General features: G+C 62.7%; 19 protein-coding genes and 1 pseudogene. 16 read left to right on the forward strand and 4 right to left on the reverse strand.

The window, feature by feature from the left end; translation table 11 throughout:
• Positions 1–47 precede the first annotated feature (47 nt).
• The 12 genes and pseudogenes from LB551_RS26150 (at position 48) to LB551_RS26205 (ending at position 9,796) form a co-directional block, all read left to right on the forward strand.
• Entirely contained in the window at positions 48–1,151 is a 1,104-nt protein-coding gene (locus LB551_RS26150) for an inositol-3-phosphate synthase (RefSeq protein ID WP_224661014.1), read from the forward strand.
• Positions 1,148–1,744, forward strand: a complete 597-nt coding sequence (locus LB551_RS26155) for a histidine phosphatase family protein (protein ID WP_224661015.1) — start codon at positions 1,148–1,150, stop codon at positions 1,742–1,744. The genes LB551_RS26150 and LB551_RS26155 overlap by 4 nt, the downstream gene beginning before the upstream one ends.
• Positions 1,745–1,758: 14 nt before the next feature.
• Positions 1,759–2,859 carry a glycosyltransferase gene (locus tag LB551_RS26160; protein ID WP_224661016.1) on the forward strand — a complete coding sequence of 367 codons (1,101 nt, stop codon included), beginning with the start codon at positions 1,759–1,761 and terminating at the stop codon, positions 2,857–2,859.
• Entirely contained in the window at positions 2,859–3,662 is an 804-nt protein-coding gene (locus LB551_RS26165) for a sugar phosphate nucleotidyltransferase (RefSeq protein ID WP_224625729.1), read from the forward strand. Before LB551_RS26160 ends, LB551_RS26165 begins: the two co-directional genes overlap by 1 nt.
• 2 nt (positions 3,663–3,664) lie before the next feature.
• Entirely contained in the window at positions 3,665–4,426 is a 762-nt protein-coding gene (locus LB551_RS26170) for a TIGR04290 family methyltransferase (RefSeq protein ID WP_224557446.1), read from the forward strand.
• Complete coding sequence (locus LB551_RS26175) at positions 4,419–5,345, forward strand: beta-xylosidase (RefSeq protein ID WP_224661017.1); 927 nt, start codon at positions 4,419–4,421, stop codon at positions 5,343–5,345. Before LB551_RS26170 ends, LB551_RS26175 begins: the two co-directional genes overlap by 8 nt.
• Before the next feature lie 7 nt (positions 5,346–5,352).
• Entirely contained in the window at positions 5,353–6,189 is an 837-nt protein-coding gene (locus tag LB551_RS26180) for a PIG-L deacetylase family protein (RefSeq protein ID WP_224661018.1), read from the forward strand.
• On the forward strand, positions 6,186–7,250 hold the full coding sequence (locus LB551_RS26185; protein WP_224661019.1) for a glycosyltransferase: 1,065 nt from the start codon (positions 6,186–6,188) through the stop codon (positions 7,248–7,250). Before LB551_RS26180 ends, LB551_RS26185 begins: the two co-directional genes overlap by 4 nt.
• Before the next feature lie 8 nt (positions 7,251–7,258).
• The gene (locus tag LB551_RS26190) at positions 7,259–8,239 is read left to right on the forward strand and encodes a GNAT family N-acetyltransferase (RefSeq protein WP_224661020.1); all 981 of its coding nucleotides are present in this window, start codon (positions 7,259–7,261) and stop codon (positions 8,237–8,239) included.
• A 70-nt stretch (positions 8,240–8,309) separates the two neighbouring features.
• Positions 8,310–9,038: pseudogene (locus LB551_RS26195) on the forward strand (class I SAM-dependent methyltransferase); the annotation flags it as partial.
• Between the two features lie 201 nt (positions 9,039–9,239).
• Positions 9,240–9,458, forward strand: coding sequence for a hypothetical protein (locus LB551_RS26200; protein ID WP_140553530.1), 219 nt, complete (start codon positions 9,240–9,242; stop codon positions 9,456–9,458).
• A gap of 161 nt (positions 9,459–9,619) precedes the next feature.
• The gene (locus tag LB551_RS26205; RefSeq protein WP_140553474.1) at positions 9,620–9,796 is read left to right on the forward strand and encodes a hypothetical protein; all 177 of its coding nucleotides are present in this window, start codon (positions 9,620–9,622) and stop codon (positions 9,794–9,796) included.
• Here LB551_RS26205 and LB551_RS26210 read toward each other — a convergent pair whose 3' ends face one another.
• Positions 9,797–10,360: a sigma-70 family RNA polymerase sigma factor gene (locus LB551_RS26210; RefSeq protein WP_224661034.1), complete on the reverse strand. Its 564-nt coding sequence runs from the start codon at positions 10,358–10,360 to the stop codon at positions 9,797–9,799.
• Positions 10,361–10,664: 304 nt separating this feature from the next.
• On the opposite strand from LB551_RS26210, the gene LB551_RS26215 reads away from it, so the two are divergent.
• The gene (locus LB551_RS26215; RefSeq protein WP_224661021.1) at positions 10,665–12,776 is read left to right on the forward strand and encodes a catalase; all 2,112 of its coding nucleotides are present in this window, start codon (positions 10,665–10,667) and stop codon (positions 12,774–12,776) included.
• 64 nt (positions 12,777–12,840) lie between these two features.
• Here the strand turns inward: LB551_RS26215 and LB551_RS26220 are convergent, their stop codons facing one another.
• From LB551_RS26220 to LB551_RS26235, 3 genes are all read right to left on the reverse strand, one after another.
• The gene (locus LB551_RS26220) at positions 12,841–13,332 is read right to left on the reverse strand and encodes a hypothetical protein (RefSeq protein ID WP_224661022.1); all 492 of its coding nucleotides are present in this window, start codon (positions 13,330–13,332) and stop codon (positions 12,841–12,843) included.
• Between the two features lie 86 nt (positions 13,333–13,418).
• Positions 13,419–14,714 (reverse strand): Nramp family divalent metal transporter, encoded by a 1,296-nt coding sequence (locus LB551_RS26225; RefSeq protein WP_224661023.1) that lies wholly within the window; start codon positions 14,712–14,714, stop codon positions 13,419–13,421.
• Positions 14,715–15,175: 461 nt separating this feature from the next.
• Complete coding sequence (locus tag LB551_RS26235; protein WP_224625910.1) at positions 15,176–15,490, reverse strand: hypothetical protein; 315 nt, start codon at positions 15,488–15,490, stop codon at positions 15,176–15,178.
• A 37-nt stretch (positions 15,491–15,527) separates the two neighbouring features.
• Between LB551_RS26235 and coxB the strand changes: the two genes are divergently transcribed.
• Genes coxB through LB551_RS26250 form a run of 3 tightly spaced genes read left to right on the forward strand, consistent with a single transcriptional unit; the run spans position 15,528 to position 19,368 of the window.
• Positions 15,528–16,829: a cytochrome c oxidase subunit II gene (coxB, locus tag LB551_RS26240; RefSeq protein ID WP_318012765.1), complete on the forward strand. Its 1,302-nt coding sequence runs from the start codon at positions 15,528–15,530 to the stop codon at positions 16,827–16,829.
• The gene (ctaD, locus tag LB551_RS26245) at positions 16,826–18,769 is read left to right on the forward strand and encodes a cytochrome c oxidase subunit I (protein WP_224625764.1); all 1,944 of its coding nucleotides are present in this window, start codon (positions 16,826–16,828) and stop codon (positions 18,767–18,769) included. The genes coxB and ctaD overlap by 4 nt, the downstream gene beginning before the upstream one ends.
• Positions 18,766–19,368 carry a heme-copper oxidase subunit III gene (locus LB551_RS26250; protein WP_224625766.1) on the forward strand — a complete coding sequence of 201 codons (603 nt, stop codon included), beginning with the start codon at positions 18,766–18,768 and terminating at the stop codon, positions 19,366–19,368. Before ctaD ends, LB551_RS26250 begins: the two co-directional genes overlap by 4 nt.
• Position 19,369: the final 1 nt, after the last annotated feature.

Here is a 19,369-nt window from a genome sequence, read left to right on the forward strand (position 1 = left end):
GGTTCGGCCCCAGGAACTTACCTTGGACAGCACAGGACGGCAGTTTCGTGGGATCGAAGAAAGTTCGTGTCGGTATCGTCGGCGTAGGCAATTGCGCATCCTCCCTGGTGCAAGGCCTTTCCTATTACCGGGACGCAAAAGGCAACGAGCCGATCCCCGGGCTGATGCATGCCGATCTCGGCGGCTACCACGTCGAGGATATCGAGGTCGTCTGTGCGTTCGACGTCGCCAAGGGCAAGGTCGGGCGCGACGTGGCCGAAGCGATCTACAGCGCCCCGAACAACACGTTCCGTTTTGCCGATGCGGTTGCAACCGGGGTTCGCGTCGAGCGTGGCCCCACGTTGGACGGCATCGGCAAATATCTGCGCACGGAAATCGAGGAAGCGCCGGAGCCGGTTGCCAATGTCAGCGAAATCCTGCGGGACAGCGGCGCCGATGTGCTGGTCTCGTACCTGCCGGTGGGGTCGGAGGAAGCGACGCGCTTCTATGCCGAATGTGCCCTCGAGGCCAGCTGTGCCTTCGTCAACTGCATACCGGTTTTCATCGCATCACGGCCCGAATGGCGCTTGCGTTTCGAGGAACGCGGGCTGCCGCTGGTCGGCGACGACATCAAGAGCCAGGTCGGCGCGACCATCGTGCACCGGTTGCTGGCCAATCTCTTCCGCGAGCGCGGCGTCCGCATCGACCGGACCTATCAGTTGAACTTCGGCGGCAACACCGATTTCCTCAACATGCTGGAACGCGAGCGGCTGGAATCGAAGAAGATCTCGAAGACGCAATCCGTGACCAGCCAGTTCGATGTTCCCTTGGCGCCTGGCAACATTCATGTCGGCCCCAGTGACCATGTGCCATGGCTCACCGATCGCAAATGGGCCTATATCCGAGTTGAAGGCACGACCTTCGGCGGAGTGCCGCTCAACGCCGAACTCAAGCTGGAAGTCTGGGATTCGCCCAACTCGGCCGGCGTGGTCATCGACGCCGTGCGCTGCGCCAAGCTGGCGCTTGACCGCGGCATCGCCGGCGCACTGACCGGTCCGTGCAGCTATTTCATGAAGTCTCCGCCTGAGCAATTCACCGATGCCGAAGCTCGGCAGCGCACGCTCGCGTTCATCACCGGCAGGGACGAGCCCATGCTCGATGCCGCGGAATGACGACGACCTTCTTCCTGATCCGGCACGCGGCACACGACAATGTCGGCTCCTATCTGGCCGGGCGGATGGGCGGAGTTCGCCTTGGCGAATCCGGCAGGGCCCAGGCGGCGCATCTTGGCCGCCGCATGGGCCGCGAGCCGATTGCCGCTATCTGGTGCAGCCCACGTGAGCGCACGCAGGAAACCGCCAAGCCGATCGCGACTGCCTGTAATGTCGGCGAAATCGCGATCTGCGCCGAACTCGACGAGATCGACTTCGGCATCTGGTCGGGAAAGACGTTCGAGGAGCTGAACGGCGATGCGGGCTGGCAGGCGTGGAACAGTCGGCGGCAGGAAGCAAGCACCCCAAGCGGCGAAACCATGCTGGGCGTTCAACAGCGTATCGTCTCGCTCATGGACAAGGCTCGAGAGCGGCATCAGAACCAATGCATCGCGCTGATCAGCCATGCCGACGTGATCAAGGCAGCCATCTGCAATGTGCTCGGCCTGCCTGTCGGCAACAGCTTTCGCTTCGATATCGACCCCGCCTCCATCACGACGATCGTGTCTGGAGACTGGGGAGCAAAGCTCATCCGCCTGAACGAACTTGCCTGACGAGGACATGCCGGATGCAGATGGTCATTTTCGGTCTCACCGTCACGTCCTCATGGGGAAACGGCCACGCCACCTTGTGGCGCGGGCTGATCCGAGCGCTGGCCCGGCACGGCTGGTCCATCACCTTTTTCGAGCGCGACACCCCTTACTATGCCGGTACGAGGGACCTCGATCAGTTGGACGGCGGCAACATCGTGCTCTACCCGGACTGGGAGGATATCCGAAGGGTCGCGGAGCAGACGATCAAGCAATCGGACGTCGTCATCATTACCTCCTACTGCCCCGACGCCGTGGACGCTTCGCGCCTGGCGCAGCAGGCATGCCGCGGGCTGCGCGTTTTTTACGACTTGGACACTCCGGTCACGCTGGCTCGCGTCGATCAAGGTGAACGCCCACCCTATTTCGGGCCCGAGGGACTTGCCGATTTCGATCTCGTCCTGAGTTACACGGGCGGTTCGGCGATCGACGCGCTCAAGACGGTCCTCGGTGCGCGCCACGTGGTGCCGCTCTATGGCCATGTCGATCCCGACCAGCACCGGCCGGCAGTACCAAGGGCCGAATTTGCCGGCGATCTGTCCTATCTCGGCACCTATGCGGCGGATCGCCAGGCCGGCGTCGAAAAACTGTTGGTGCGTCCGGCCGCGCGCTTGCCTGACCACCGCTTCATCATCGGCGGTGCGCAATATCCGCAGGAATTCCCGTGGAGCGACAACATCTTCTTCGTCAGGCATCTTCCGCCGGCCGACCATCCGGCCTTCTTTTCATCGTCCCGCCTGACGCTGAATGTGACGCGCGAGGCGATGGCACAGAAGGGTTGGTGCCCCTCGGGCCGGCTGTTCGAAGCGGCGGCATGCGGCGTACCGATCATCACCGACACCTGGCCGGGCCTCAGCAGCTTCTTCGAACCCGGCAGCGAGATCCTGCTGGCGCACGACACGGACGACGTGGTCGCAGCGCTCAAACTGCCCGCGCACGAGCTCGATACAATCCGAAGCCGTGCGCGTGAACGGGTACTGGATGAACACACATCCGCACGGCGCGCGGCGGAGCTGGATCGCATCCTGAACGAAGCCTTGCAAAGGTCGGCCGGCGAACCGATGAAGGAAGCAGTCTGATGTTGGGCATCGTGCCCGCTGCCGGACGCGGCAGCCGCATTCAACCGCTCGGCTTCTCGAAGGAACTGCTGCCGGTCGGGAGCCGGATCGATGGACAGACGGAGCGCCCCTGCGCCGTGAGCGAATATCTGGTGCGGCGGATGGTGCGCGCCGGCGTCGACAAGATCTGTTTCATCATCGGATCGGGCAAATCCGATATCCTCGAATATTATGCCGCGGGCTACGGCGCGGCGACCGCTCTGTTCGTGGTACAGCCCACCCCTGTCGGCCTTTGCGACGCGATCTTCCGGGCGGCACCCCTCGTCGCACCGGACGAGACGGTATTGATCGGCCTTCCCGACACGATCTGGTTTCCCGAGGACGGCTTCTGCCGTCTGCCGGACGACCAGCTGTCATTCCTGCTCTTCCCGGTGGAGCGGCCGGAATTCTTCGATGCCGTGGTTCTCGAAGAGGGAGGCCGGGTGCGGGAAATCCAGGTCAAGCGAGAGGACGCCGCCACGAACTGGATATGGGGCGCCTTCAAGATGCCGGGCCATGTCCTGCACCGGCTAGCGGCACTCTGGCGCGAGCGGGATTGCCATGACGAATATATCGGCACGTTGATCAACGCCCATCTGGCAGCGGGCGGTCAAGCCTATGGTGTCAAGGCAGGGGCCGCCTATGTCGACGTCGGTACCTTCAACGGCTATCGCGCGGCCCTTCGGCTGCTCGACGAAGATGCTGCGTCCAAACAGCACCTGCCCACCATGATCGCGTCCAAGGCACATTCGCATGTGCCTGCCGTTCCGGGCGAAGGAGCCTAGCCATGCTGCATTCCCATGCTGAAATCCGACGCCGTATCGATGCCCTCGGCCCATGGTTCCACAACATGGAACTGGCCGGCGTCGAAACCGCTCCCGACCACTTTCTCGGCAATTACCCGCTGGTCAAGTGGCGCAAGTTCGCCGACGCCATCCCCGCCGACCTGGCCGGCAAGTCCGTGCTCGATATCGGCTGCAATGCCGGTTTCTACTCCATCGAAATGAAACGGCGCGGCGCCGGTCGTGTCCTCGGCATCGATTTCGACGAGGCCTACCTGGCGCAGGCGCGCTTTGCCGCCGAGATCGCGGACTGCGACATCGAGTTCCAGAAGCTTTCAGTCTACGACGTCGGTGCCCTGCGCGAGACGTTCGACATCGTGCTTTTCATGGGTGTGCTCTACCACCTGCGCCATCCCCTGCTCGCGCTCGACCTGATCCGCGAGCATGTCGCGGGTGAGTTGATGATTTTTCAGTCGATGCAGCGCGGCAGCAAGGATCTGCCCGCGCTGGAGCAGGACTATCACTTCTGGACGCACGACCTGTTCGACGAGCCGGATTTTCCGAAACTTCATTTCATCGAACATCGCTACGCCGACGATCCGACCAATTGGTGGATCCCCAACCGCGCCTGCACCGAAGCGATGCTGCGCAGCGCCGGTTTCGAGATCTTTCTTCATCCCGAGCAGGAGGTCTATTTCTGCCGTCCCGCCGGCGATCCGGCCGGCGGCGGCGCCGTCTACCCATCGAAAGGACAGCTCCATGATTGAAGCCGCGATGATCTGGAACGAGCCCAACAACAAATCGCACTGGGACCCCGAGCTCGACCCCGATTGGAGCCGCTTCGCCGCCATGGCAATGTTGTCGGCAGATGCGATCGCGTCCGAGAACCCGGCCTTGACCAAGGTACTCGGCGGCATCTCGCCGATCGACCCCGGTTTCATAACGCGCATGAAGGAATTCGGATTGCTGGACCATGTCGACGCCGTCGCGGTGCATGGCTTCCCGCTCGACTGGAACCTGTGGCAGATCCAGGAATGGCCGCAGAAGATCGGTGAGATCGCGGCCGTCACCGATCTCCCGATCTGGGTCAGCGAGGTCGGCGTATCGACCTTCGGCGCTGACGAGATCCAGGTCTGGGGCCTCAGGCGCACCGCTGAATTGCTGCTCGGCAACGCTCCGCGCATCCAGTGGTACAGCCTTTATGATCTCCCGCGCGAATGGGAAGCAACGACGCGCCATCGCGAAGCGGAAGGCTCCTCCTATTATCGTCATTTCCACATGGGGCTGCTGCGCCAGGACGGCACGCCAAAACCGGCACTGGAGGAATTCCTGCGCCATACGCCCGGGATGGGGCTTGTGCAGTGGTTTCATTTCGAGGATCCGCGGCTGGATGACGCCGTCGCCTGGATGAAGCGGCTGGGGGTCACCAATATGCGGACCGGACTTTCCTGGGCCGACAGCTTCAGGCCGAATGCATTGGACTGGTTCGACCGGCAGATGGAAGCGCTCGCCGATTTCGACGTGACCGTCACCTTCTGTTTCACGCCGGAGCATCGCGGGATGATGCCTCACCATACCAGCCCGCCGCTGGTACCGGAGGAATTCGCCGAATTCTGTGCAGCCATGATCCGCCGCTACGCGCCCGCCGTGGCTTCCGCGTCGACGCGGCGGGCGTCGGCAGCGTGAGGCTCCCATGCGTCAACAGTCGGCAACCCTGGGCGAATTCGCGGCTCTGTTGACGGGCAGTGATACGGCACACGGCTCCGCCATCATGGTCGTCGTCGCGCATCCGGACGACGAGACGATCGGCATCGGTGGACATCTTGCCGGACTGCGGTCATGCCGCATCGTCCATGTCACGGACGGAGCACCACGCGATCTTGCCGACGCGCAAGCGCATGGTTTCGAGACCTGGCAGGAGTATGCCGATGCCCGCCGTGCGGAACTGACGGAAGCCTTGGCCGCGGCCGGGCTGTCGCCAGCGGGCCTTACCACCCTTGGCTATCCCGACAAGGAGGCTGCGGCGAATCTGGTGGCGCTCGCGCAGGAACTCGCCTGCCTTGTTTGCGAACCCGGCATCCGCTTCGTCTGCACACATCCTTTCGAGGGAGGCCATCCCGACCACGACGCGACCGCTTTCGCCGTTCACGCGGCCTGCCATCTGCTGCGCCGTGACCGCCGGCCTGTGCCCACCATCATCGAAATGGCCTTCTATTCGGCAGGCCCGGACGGCCCTGTATTTCAGGATTTCGCCAGCGGCACCGGCGATGATTGCATAGAGGTCTGCCTGACCGAAGCCGCCTTCCAGCAAAAGCAGCGCATGCTGGCCAGCCACCTGACGCAGCAGCGAACGCTGGCGCCGTTCTCGACCCGGACCGAGCGTTTCCGGCTGGCGCCGACCTATGATTTCCTGAAGCTGCCCAACGACGGCAGGCTCTACTACGAATCGCTGCCGCTGGGCTTCGAGCCCGGCACCTGGCTGCATGCAAGCGCCCGTGCTCACGAGGCGCTCCGGCTCGACCAGCCATGAGGCTCACAGTGCTCAATGTTGCCTATCCTCTCGCGCAGGTGGGACCGAACGCCGTTGGCGGCGCCGAGCAGGTGCTGTCAATGCTCGATCAGGCGCTGACCCGCGCCGGCCATCGGTCCATCGTCATTGGCTGCCAGGGCTCCAGTGCGAGCGGCATTCTGGTGGAAACGCCCGTCGAAGCCGGCGTGCTCGACCAGGCGGCAAAGAACCGGGCGCAGCAGTCGCATCGCGCCGCGATCGCCGCCGCCCGCGCCCAATGGGCAATCGACGTGGTTCACCTGCATGGCATCGACTTCGACGCCTACCTGCCTGCCGACGGCCCGACCCTGGTGACCCTTCACCTGCCGCTCGACTGGTACCCGGCCGGGGTGCTGCGCCCGGGGCGCGACGACCTCTGGCTTCACGCGGTGTCGTCGGCCCAGCAGCGAACCGCGCCGCCGGACGCAAGCTTGATTGCCCCGATCGCGAACGGCGTCGACATCGACGCGCTCACCCAACCGCGGACCAGGCGCGACTTCGCCCTCGTGCTCAGCCGCATCTGCCCGGAAAAGGGCATCCACCTGGCATTGGATGCCGCCAAGCGGGCTGATGCGCTGCTGGTCATCGGCGGGCGGGTCTATTCGTACAAGACGCATATCCAGTATTTTCGCGAGGAAGTCGAACCTCGCCTGGACGGCCGGCGCCGCTTCCTCGGTCCGCTCGGTTTTAGCGCCAAGCGGCGCCTGCTCAATGCAGCACGCTGCCTGGTCGTTCCGAGCCTTGCCGCCGAGACCAGCTCTCTGGTCGCGATGGAAGCACTCGCCTGCGGTACGCCGGTGATCGCCTTTCCAAATGGTGCGCTTCCGGATGTGGTCGAGCACGGCAAGACCGGCTTTGTCGTCAACAATGTCGACGAGATGGCGCAAGCAATTGCCGCGGCGTCCAGCCTCGATGCCGAGACATGCCGGAGCGAGGCGCGCCGGCGGTTTTCGCTCGAGCGCATGATCTCGTCCTACATGAGCGCCTATCTGGCGCTGGCCCGGCTCGGCGCCGATCGCAGGCGCCTCGCCGCGGCGCAGTGAACGAGCCGATGCTACGCAGCGAGATCATCGGCGATCCAGAGCGATTGCATGCGCTGGCGCCGCACTGGTGGAAGCTGTGGGAGCAAAGTTCGTCGGCGACACCCTTTCAATCTCCCGCCTGGCTGGTGCCGTGGTGGCGCACATTCGCTCCCGGGGAACTGGCGACGGTCGCCATCTGGAGCGGCGACGATCTGGTGGGCCTGGCGCCGCTCTACCTCGAACATGGGACGGCAGGTTCGAAACTGCTTCCGATCGGCATTTCGCTCAGCGACTATCTGGATGTGCTGTGTGTTCCCGGCAGGGAGGCCAAGGTCGGCGCTGCCCTTGCCGAGAAGATACTTTCGATCGAGTGGTCGCAGTGGATTCTGCCGGATCTGCCGCAGGGCAGTGCCGGCCTAGCGATCGAACATCCCGAATTGAAGGCCGATGGACCTGTCGGCCACGCCGTTTGTCCCGTGCTCACCACCGACGGCGACGAAACGCTGGCGGGCTGCGTCCCCGCCCGGCGCAGACGCCAGTTGCGCCGGGCGCGGCGCGCCGCATTTAGACGCGGCCGGGTCGAGTTGTCGCCGGCAAGGGATGATCCTCAGCTGTTCCTCGATCACCTGATAGGCCTGCACGGCGCGCGCTGGGCTGGAAACGGAGGCGGCGTGCTGGCCGACCCGGCGGTGGAGCGATTCCACAGGCGCTCACTTCCCCTGCTCGACGCCCGCGATCTGATCCGGTGCTGGTTGCTCGCCATCGACGGCAAGCCAATCGGCGCCTATTACGGATTTCACCATCGCGGCCGTGCCTATGCCTATCTTGGCGGCTTCCATCCCGCCTACGCCGAGGAAAGCCCAGGCGCGATCCTGGTCGGCCACGCTATCGCCGAATCGATCCGCGAAGGTGCGCGCGAATTCGACTTCCTGCGCGGCCAGGAGCCTTACAAATATGGCTGGGGCGCCGGCGACAGGTGGACGATGCGAAGGATTTGGACGCGGAAATGACACGATGGGTTCGATAGGACCGACATCCGTGCGCCGCCGGCTAGCGGTCAGGCTGGCGGTCGAGGACTGCATGGCGGACGCTGTCAGTGCCGAGGCCGTGATCGCCAGGCTGGCGCTGCATCTCCACGCAGGCATCGGGGCAGCCGAATTGGCGGAGATCGTGGCGGAGATCGATCAGGCCGATTCCCGAGACAGGGAAAGGCTGCGGCAGATAGCCGGGCTGCTTCGCCGCGGATCGGAGGTCTTTGCCACGTTGCAGAAAACGGGTTCTGCCGTTCGTCACGAACGCGACGACGACGAGACGGATGCCGACGTCGTCACGCGGCTGGCCTCGGGCTTCGACGCCGCGGCAGCGATTTCCCGGGTGGCGAGTGTCCAGTTGGCTTCTCTCGGCGATGAGGAAAGGCTAGCCGCCACGACCGACGAAATAGTCGCATGGCTGGAAGCGCATGGCTTTACCGGAGCTGGACGAAAGATTCTGGACATCGGTTGCGGCATCGGGCGTTTCGAGCGCGCCCTGTCGGCATCCTCTGGCCGGGTCGTCGGCATAGACATATCGTCGAGGATGATCTCCATCGCCCGTGAGCAATGCGCAGGACTTGGCAATGTAGAGTTGCGGCGGACCTCGGGCCTCGATCTGGCGGAGTTCGGCGACGCGAGTTTCGACTGCGTTCTGGCGGTCGACAGTTTCCCCTATCTGGTACTGGCCGGCGTGGCAGAGCGGCATTTCGGCGAAATCGCGCGCGTCCTCAAAAGACCGGGCAGGCTGGCCTTGCTGAATTACTCATATCGCGAATCACTGTTTTTGGACCGCGCCGATATCCATCGCCTGGCGCAACGTCACGGATTGCGGATCGTCATCGATGGCGAAAAGCCGTTTCGGCTGTGGGACGGCGACGCCTTCCTGCTTGCCGGCGTGACGGAACATTACCAGCCGATGCCAGTTCGGGCCTCGAACACAGAGACGCTGAAGAGCGCCGCCAATTCAATGGAGGACAGCATGGCATCCGGCAGCAAGAAACATGTCGGCAGCGGCAGCCACGGCAAAGGTGCCGGCTCTGGAGCAATGACCGAACTGGCCAAGGACAAGATCGAAGAAAACGCGGTTTTGTCGAACAGGGACAAGAAGCAGCACAGCGAGGAACGCGGCCTGGATGGCAATCAGATCAAGTCCGATCAATATCAGGATCACGCCGCAAATCGATTGCCGAAGGACTGAAAGGCGCCGCGCTGCATCCGCGACTCTCGGCAATCGAGAATAGAAGAAAAAAACTGTGCAAGGGCTACCTGGCAACGGTCTCTGCGCCGGCCATCTGCTTGTAATGCCCGGCGCTTGTCATCACAGTAGGATGAAGGACTGCCATCCATCCAGAGAATACGATGTCCCGTTCGAGCGATGATACCATGGACCCGCGCGCAGGCATGGCGATGGATCAGGAGATTGCCTCTCTGCTGATCGCCATCGAACAGGAAAAGGTTCCCGATCGCCTGACCAGACTGGCGATCGAACTGCAAAACGCGCTCGTCGCGAAACGCCGGCGCGACGTAAAGAACTGACTATCTGCGGCTGTCGGCATCGACATCGAACTGTCCGTTCGACAGATGATTTCGTCTTTCCACCAGCGTCTGCAGCGAACTCTCCCCCAGGAACTCAAGGACGGCGGCGCGGGCACGATTGAGCCGGCTTTTGACCGTCCCCACCGCACAGCCACATATCTCGGCCGTTTCCTCATAGCTGACACCAAGAACGCCGATCAGCATCAGCACCTCGCGTTGGTGTTCAGGGAGCCTCTGGATGGCGCCGTGAACTTCCTTGCTCTGAACTGTCCATTCCTGGGTGGCTTCCGAAATCGGCCTTGAGGACGCGCAGTCGAGCAGGCCAGGCGCTTCCCTGGCAGCGACCTTGATGCGAGTGTAGTAGGTGTTGCGCATGATGGTGAAGAGCCACGACTTCATGCGCGTGCCGGGTTCGAACTTGTCGATGTTGGCGAGCCCCTTCGTCAGCGTCTCCTGCACCAGATCGTCGGCATCGTCGGGGATGCGGCAGAAGGTGCGCGCGAAAGCCCGCAGCGCGGGTATCAGGTCAACGATGGAAACTTCATGGGTTTCCTGGTCGGCCAAAACATAGCCTTCGCCTGACAATGGTCCAGCTCCCAGAAAGAAGTATGAATGCAGACCCCAGCTAAATGCATGGACGTTTGTATCGTTCCGGGCGTTGAAGACAACTCTCCAGAAAATTCTGCACCGCCGGGATACCGGTCGAACGATCCTGCTGCGCCTGCGCCCCCCTGGCGCGCGTGCACCAGCGTGTCCGCGCTGGCTTCGGGTAGAGGCGGCGCGCCGTTTGTGCGGGAACAAAGCCATGCGCCAGCAGTTCGGCGCCTTGAGCCAAGTCAGCCCGCGGGCGTCAATCGAGGAAAAATTCATGGCCAAATCCGCACACCGTTCAGCTCCCAAATCTGCGAGCGTGCACGATCAGAATGCCGCGCGAGGAAATGGCGGCGAATTGCACCAGATCGCGGGAGCCGAAACGCCTGCTCTTACGACCTCCCTGGGAACTCCTGTCTCCGACGACCAGAACACATTGCGGATCGGCGAGCGCGGACCGTCTTTGATCGAGGACTCCCACTTTCGCGACAAGATCTTCCACTTCGATCACGAACGCATCCCGGAAAGGGTGGTGCATGCCCGCGGTTACGGCGCTCACGGCTATTTCGAGACCTATGAATCGCTGGCCAAATACACGCGTGCAGACATTTTCCAGCGCGCCGGCGAAAAGACGCCAGCCTTCGTGCGGTTCTCGACCGTTGCCGGCAACAAGGGCTCGTTCGATCTTGCCCGAGACGTACGCGGCTTTGCCGTCAAGCTCTACACCAAGGAAGGCAATTGGGACCTCGTCGGCAACAACATTCCCGTCTTCTTCATCCAGGACGCCATCAAATTTCCGGACCTCGTCCATGCCGCCAAGCAGGAGCCCGACCGGGCTTTCCCGCAGGCCCAGACCGCACATGACAATTTCTGGGATTTCATCAGCCTGATGCCGGAATCGATGCACATGATCATGTGGATCATGTCGGATCGAGCGATACCGCGTTCCTTCCGTTTCATGCAAGGCTTTGGCGTACATACGTTCCGCCTCGTCAATGCCGACGATGAATCCACATTCGTCAAGTTCATCTGGAAGCCGAAACTCGGCATGCAGTCGGTGATCTGGAACGAAGCGGTCAAGATCAATGGTGCCGATCCCGACTTCCACCGCCGCGACCTGTGGGAAGCGATCCAATCAGGAAACTTCCCGGAATGGGAGCTGACGGTGCAATTGTTCGACCAGGATTTTGCCGACAGCTTCGACTTCGACATCTTGGACGCCACGAAGATCATCCCTGAAGAGATCATCGAGCCAATCCCGGTGGGGCGGCTGGTGCTCGACCGCATGCCGGACAATTTCTTCGCCGAGACCGAGCAGGTCGCATTCATGACCCAGAACGTGCCGCCCGGGATCGACTTCTCCAACGACCCGCTTCTGCAGGGCCGCAACTTCTCCTATCTCGACACCCAGTTGAAGCGGCTGGGCAGCCCGAACTTCACCCATATCCCGATCAACGCTCCGAAGTGCCCCTTCGCGCATTTTCAGCAGGACGGGCACATGGCCATGCACAATCCGGTCGGCCGCGCCAACTATGAGCCGAATTCGTGGGGATCGGGGCCCCGCGAGGATCCGCAACGCGGCTTCCGCTCTTTCGCCGACGCAGAAGAAGGTCAGAAGGTGCGTCTGCGGGCGGAGAGCTTCGCCGACCACTACAGCCAGGCGCGGCAATTCTTCAACAGCCAGACACCGCCGGAGCAGCGCCATATCGCCATGGCGCTGACGTTCGAATTGAGCAAGGTGCAGGCACCGGCGATCCGCGAACGCATGGTGGCGCATCTGCTGAACATAGACGAAACGCTGGCGACACAAGTCGCCGACAGGCTAGGTATTCGAAACATGCCCGACCCCGCCGAGGCCGCCGTCCCGCCGCGTGACGACCTGCCGCCGTCTCCGGCTCTCAGCATCATCGAGAACGGCCCCGACAGTTTCAAAGGCCGCAAGGTCGGCGTGTTGCTGAGCGACGGGGTCGACACTGCCCTTTTCGAACAACTCCGCTCGGCCATCGAAACGGAAGGCGCGGTCATGGAGGTGATCGCACCCAAGGTGGGCGGCGTCGAGGCCGCCGACGGCACCCACATCGAAGCCAGGCACATGGTCGACGGGGGTCCATCGGTCCTGTTCGACGCGGTGGTACTGCTCCTGTCCGAGCCGGGCGCCGAGTTGCTGGTGAAGGAGGCAGCCGCGAAGGACTTCGTGTCGGATGCCTTCGCACATTGCAAGTTCATCGGCTTCACACCGGGAGCCGAGCCGCTGCTGGCCAAGGCAGGCGTCGCTGCCGATGCCGATGAGGGATTGATGCGGCTGGACTCGGCAGCCTCCGCCAAGGCATTCGTGCAGGCTTGCCGCAAGCTGCGGCTGTGGGCCCGGGAAGCGGCCGTCAAGCTGTGACGATCAGCGCCCGCATGGATTCCCCTGTCCGTGAGCGGCGGTCCGGGTTCCAGCCGGAGGCAGGCTATGGGCGGTCTTGCTCCTTGGCCTTTTCCCGCTGCTTTCTCAACACCTCGTCGGTTCCGACCAGCTTCTTGGCTCCGCCCGGAATGGCGGTGGACACCACCGCGGGCGGGTCGCTTGCCGGAAAGGAATCTTCCAGACCCGCCTGCAGCTGATCCTCCAGCGTTTGCGACTCTTCAGAGCGGCCGGACGTTCTGCGATCGCCTATCTTTTCCAGTGGTTGTTTCTTCTTTGGCGACTCGTTCGCGTCCCTAATCCAGCCATAAAGCTGTTCGATCGCGAATTCCTTGATCGCCTCGAAATCAGCCCGATCGTCCTTGGTCGCCTCGATCTGATCGACCATGGCTTTCTCGAACCGAGCAAGGCTATCATCCCCGCAGGCCCGGGAGAGACGCAACAGCGCCTCATGCAGCATCATCGGGGCGAAACGAGCCGAAGCCTCGAGTCTCAGTTGCTCTAAATGCTCTTGAGTGGCGGCTTGGAACTTTGACATGGACAGCCCTTTCTCTCACACGGACTTCAACGAGAGTTGACCGTGGATGTTCCACTGCGCCCGAACGTCCTTCCGGGGCCTGCGAACTAAATGAACCAGGTCGCCACCAGTCCCGCCGACGCCGCAAAGACCGCTATGGTCGTCACGCCACCCAGAATGTTGGTGGCCCGGCTGTTGACCTTGTCGCCCATGATCTTGCGATTGTTGGTCATGATGAGCATGAGAAGCAGCAGAGGTGGCGTTGAAAAACCCTGCACGATCCCGGACCAGACCAAGGCTTTCATCGGGTTGAAGCCAAGGAAATTGAGACCCACCGCCACCAGGGTGACCACTCCCGTCGCGATGTAGAATTTGGGGGCGTGCCGGGGCCTGGCGTTCAGGCCATTCTTCCACCCCATGGCCTGGGCGAAATCGAAAGCGGCGCCGGCCGTCATGACCGGCACCGCCAGGAAGCCGACGCCGATCACCCCGGCCGCAAAGAGAATTCCGGCCGCGTCGCCGGCAAGCGGCCGCAGCGCTTCGGCCGCCTGCGCCGCCGTTTCGATCTGGGTCTGCCCTGCCTCGTACAGCGTCGATCCGGTCGAAAGGATGATGAAATACATGATCAGATTGGAAAAAATCATGCCGATCAGTATATCGCGCCGGGACCGGCGGAGTTCACCTTCGGTGGCTCCCTTGCGCTCTTCGAGGCTCGTCCTGCCCTTGGCGATCTCCTCCTCCACCTCCTGGTTGGACTGCCAGGTGTAGAGATATGCGGAGAGCGTCGTGCCGATGATGGCGACGATGATGGACAGATATTCGCGGCTGAACTCGATTTTCGGCAGCAAGGTGCCGCGCAGCACAGAGATCACGTCCGGCTTGGCGAGCACGGCGGAGACCACATAGGCAAGCAAGGCCAGCGTCAACCATCGGAATATGTTGCGGATCAGCTTGTAGGATCCGAACACCTGCAAGGCAAAAATGACCATCGCAACGACAATGACGACCAAGTTTGAAGGCAGCGGAACGAACAGCACGACAGCCGCCGACATCGCGCCAAGATCGGCGGCTGCCTCGATCGTGTTGCCGATCAGCACGCCCACCAGCACAGACCACAGCAGCCAACGCGGATAGAAATCGGAAATGACCTTGAAAAGACCGCGGCCCGAGACTTGGCCAAGTTTGGACGAGAGATAGACGACGATGTACATCATCGGGAGAGTGACGGGAGCCGTCCACAAAAGGTCGGGCCCGAACCGGGCTCCGGCACTCGCATAGGTGCCAATGGCCGAGCAGTCGTCGTCGGCCGCCCCGGTGATCAGTCCGAGCCCGAGCGCCCGGGTGATGCCGCCGTTTTTCCGCTGCCTCTCGCTTTGGTCGGCATTGTCAGATGATCCACTCATTGGAGATGCGTGTCCAACGAGGCCACACAGGAGAAAATCATGTCGATTGTTCCGACCGGATGCCGTTGCTGAGATTGAGGCTCGAACCCCCGGTCAGGCTTTTTGTTCCTGTGGAAGCCTGATGGAACGCAGCGGTCGCATTGGCCCTTGATGCCGCTGGAGCATATCGGCTTTGATCGACATGGATATGGACGGGCCGACGAGGAGAACGCAGCTCGATCATGCACCTCGCTGCATACCGGCCTGCTCGTTGCTGATGGTCCCGGCAAGGCTCTGGTATCCGGAAAATGGCGTCGGCTCGCGCTTGTGGGGTCTCAGCCCGCTGGAGGACCAACAACTTGCCCGGTGATGTGGGTTCCCACCGCCCCGATCCATGGCGGGGCCGCGCTGCTCGTGGCGGCTCTCTGGATCGGCCCAAGCGTAAGGCGGCGAGCCCGGCACGGGGCGATCTACAGGTGCTGTCAGGCCGAGCCTCGTCCCGGCAATTGCGTCTGTTCGCTGACCTGTTTCCGCAGTTCCTCCCGCGCGCGTTCCACCTGGCCCTCGCCGGCGGATTGCGAGGCACTGCGCCCCGACCGATCCAGCCTGTCCAACTCGTGCTCGACCGTTTGGCGAGACCCCTCCGCCGGATCCTCTTCCGGATGGCTGTCGTCCGCAGCCTGCTCCTGCCGCGTCTCTTCCCTGCCTCGGCGGTCGTTGCGCGTCGCGTTCTGGCTGCGATCGTCCTTGCCTGCGACGCTTTGATTTCCGCCGGCCGTTCTGTCTGTGTTGCTCATGGCTAGTTCCTAAGCTTTCACGGCGCGGACCCGTCCGATGCGTCCCGTGCCTTTGCCTGGAGAAACGGACATATCCGCCATTTGGTTGCGCTCCCGGCGCGCAAGCATCGGGCCGGCGCCAATCGCGTGGCGGACAAAGCCGGCCATCGTTGCCAAGCATCCTTTTACAGCGATCCGCGTTATCGCCTTCATCGATGGTGAATTTTACATGGCAAGATGCACGGGCCGGTTCATCCGCCTCCGCCAAGGACGGCGATCATCGATCGCGCCCGCCCTTGCACGTGCAGCTCGAACCGCGCACCGCAACCGTTTTCCAGACATCCCGAAATGGGTCGGCCCCGCGTCTACACTAGGGTGGACACCGGTCCTGAGCGGGTGCAGCGACTGGCAATCCGCGCTCCACGCACACGGTGCGAATGCCCGTGCGATTCTCGATCTGATCTGGTCCTTTGGCGCGGTGGCGACGATCACCTGGCTGCTCGTCATGCTCGCCCTGGTAATGGCGCTCTTCCATCGGCGCCGGGCGCAAGCAGCACCCCCGCCGCTGGTCATCGACAGCCATCAGGAGCACAGGTTTGGCCGCGCGGTCGGAAGCGCCGTCGCGGCGACCTCGCTGGTTCTCGCTGCACTGACGATAACGAGCTTCTTCGCCGGCAAATCCATTGCCTCGCTGGGCGGAAAGGAGACACTCACCATCCGCATCACAGGGCATCAATGGTGGTGGGAGATACGCTATCCCAACGATGATCGGTCGCGCATGATTGTCACGGCGAACGAAATCCACGTTCCCGTCGGCGAACCGGTCAAGGTCGAGCTCGATTCGATCGATGTCATTCACAGTTTCTGGGTGCCAAGCCTCGCCGGCAAAAGGGACCTCATTCCGGGCCGCCCGAGCGAGATCACCCTCATTGCCGACAGGCCCGGTGTCTATCGCGGCCAGTGCGCCGAGTTCTGCGGCTACCAGCATGCCCACATGGCCATCACCGTCATCGCGGAAAGCCGCGAAGCGTTCGAGGCATGGCGATCCAGACAAGACGCCGCCGCCATCGCGCCTGCCAGCGAGGAGGAACGCCGCGGCCAGCAGGCTTTTCTTTCTACCGGTTGCGCTCTCTGCCACACGATAAGGGGCACGCCGGCCAAGGGGACGGTCGGGCCCGACCTTACCCACCTCGCAAACCGGCATGCATTGGCCGCCGACACGCTGGCCATGGCGCCCGGCTCACTTGCCGCGTGGATCGCCGATCCGCAATCCATAAAACCCGGCGCGAAGATGCCGCGCATTGCTCTCAGCGCCGACGATCTTCATGCGGTCGTCGTCTATCTTGGAAGCCTTGAATGAGTGGCGTTGCCGGGAAGACGGCCGGGCAAAGACAGGAAGCGGCCCTGAAAGGCATCCGCGACACCGGCCTCGACGAGGCAAGACTGCACGACTATCTGGCGCATGCCTGGCGGACGCAGAACGGTCTCTATGGCTGGCTCGTCACGGTCGACCACAAGCTGATCGGACGGCGCTATATGGTGACGGCCTTCCTGTTCCTCGCCCTTGCAGGCCTGTCGGCACTTGCCATGCGGTTCCAGCTTGCCACGCCGGAGGCACGCCATATCGGCCCCGATCTCTACAACCAGCTCTTCACCATGCATGGCACGACGATGATGTTCCTGTTCGCCGTACCTGTCATGGAAGCGTTCGCCATCTACCTGGTGCCGCTGATGATCGGCACCCGAAACGTCGCCTTCCCACGGCTCAATGCCTTCAGCTACTGGGTCTATCTTTCAGGCGGGTTGATGATCTGGATCGCCTTCGCTTTCGACACCGGCGCGGATGCCGGCTGGTTTTCCTACGTGCCACTCGCCGGACCTGAATATGGGATCGGCAAGCGCCCCGATTTCTGGGCGCAGATGGTGACCTACACCGAAGTATCCGCGCTCGCGGTCGCCGTCGAGATTATCGCGACCGTGTTCAAGCAGCGCGCTTCGGGCATGTCACTCGATCGCATCCCGCTCTATGTCTGGTCGGTCCTCGTCACGGCTTTCGTCATATTGTTCGCCATGCCCGCCGTGATGGTGTCGAGCACGATGCTGATCCTCGACCGGCTGGTCGGCACCAGGTTCTTCGACCCGGCGGCTGGGGGCGACGCACTGCTCTGGCAACACCTGTTCTGGTTCTTCGGCCACCCGGAGGTCTATATCATCTTCATTCCCGCGACCGGCTTCGTCTCGGCTATCCTGCCGACCTTCGTGCGCCGCCCCGTCTTCGGCTATCTCGGGATCGTGCTGTCGCTGGTTGCGATCGGCTTTCTTTCCTTTGGACTGTGGGTGCACCACATGTTCGCCACCGGCCTGCCGCAGCTCGGCGAGAGCTTTTTCACCGCCTCCTCGATGATGATCGCCATTCCGAGCGGCATCCAGATCTTCTGCTGGATCGCGACGATCTGGGGCGGCCGGCCGATCTTTGCAACGCCACTGCTTTTCGTGCTCGGCTTCATCTTCACCTTCGTGATCGGCGGGCTGACCGGGGTCATGGTCGCCTCGGTGCCGCTCGACCTGCAGGTGCACGACACCTATTTCGTGGTCGCGCATTTCCACTATGTGCTGGTCGGAGGCGCCGTCTTCCCCCTGCTCGGCGCTGTCTACTACTGGTTTCCCAAGATCACCGGCCGCATGCTGTCCGAGAGGCTCGGCCACTGGAATTTCTGGCTTGTCTTCATCGGCTTCAATCTCACCTTCTTCCCGATGCACATGCTTGGCCTGCAAGGCATGCCGCGGCGCGTCTACACCTATCCGCCGGCGAGCGGCTGGGGCGGCACGAACCTGTTCATCAGCATCTCGTCGCTGGTGGTGTTCGCCGGCTTCGCGCTTTTCGTCCTGAACGTGCTGCTCAGCCTTCGCAACGGCCGCATCGCGGGAGACAATCCCTGGGGGGCGAGCACACTGGAATGGGCAACGACGTCGCCGCCGCCTTCCTACGATTTTTCGCGCCTGCCAGTGGTGACCCATCGCGAGCCGCTCTGGGCCGAAGCCGACATACTCCCGGTCGTCGAGGGCCTGCGCGTCGACGCGCGCGAAGTGCTTGCCGGCACAGTCGCCGATGCGGTGCCGCAACTGCGCGTGCCATCGGCCGACAATTCGATCTGGCCGCTGCTCTCGGCCATTGCCGTGGGCGGCGCGTTTCTGGGCTCGATATACACGCCATGGGCGGTGGTCTGGGGCGCGATACCGGTCTCGATCGGCTTCATCTGCTGGTTCTGGCCGAAAGGCGAGCCGGAGGACGAAGAATGAGACACCGGCCAACCGTCGACGTCAGCCACCTGCCCACCTATGATTTTGGAGCGGCGAGCCCGATCTGGTGGGGAACGGTGGCCTTCATCGCCCTTGAAGCGACCGGTTTTGCCCTGGCGATCGGCACCTATTTCTACCTGGCTGTGCAGGCGCGGCATTGGCCGATCGGGGCGCCGGCACCCGATCTCCTGCCGGGCACGGCAATATTGGTCATTCTGCTTGCCAGCGCCGTTCCCAACCGTCTGATCGATCTTTGGGCGCGGCGGCAGGACCTTGTGAAGGTGCGCATCGGCATCGTCGTCATGTCGATCGCCGGAATTCTTCCCCTGATCGTGCGCATCTGGGAATTTCCCGCGCTCCGGATCTCCTGGGACCAGAACGCCTACGGGTCGATCGTCTGGTTCCTGCTCGGCCTGCACACGACACACCTCCTCACCGATGTCGGGGACACGATCGTGCTCGCCGTTCTCATGTTCACCAAGAAAGGCAACACCGGACGTCACTTCAGCGACGTGTCGGACAATGCCTTCTACTGGGACTTCGTGGCCGTCTCATGGGTCGTGCTCTATCTCGTAATCTACTGGGTCCCGAGGATGTAAC

The sequence above is a fragment of the Mesorhizobium sp. BR1-1-2 genome (genome assembly GCF_020165435.1).
Classification (GTDB): Bacteria; Pseudomonadota; Alphaproteobacteria; order Rhizobiales; family Rhizobiaceae; genus Mesorhizobium.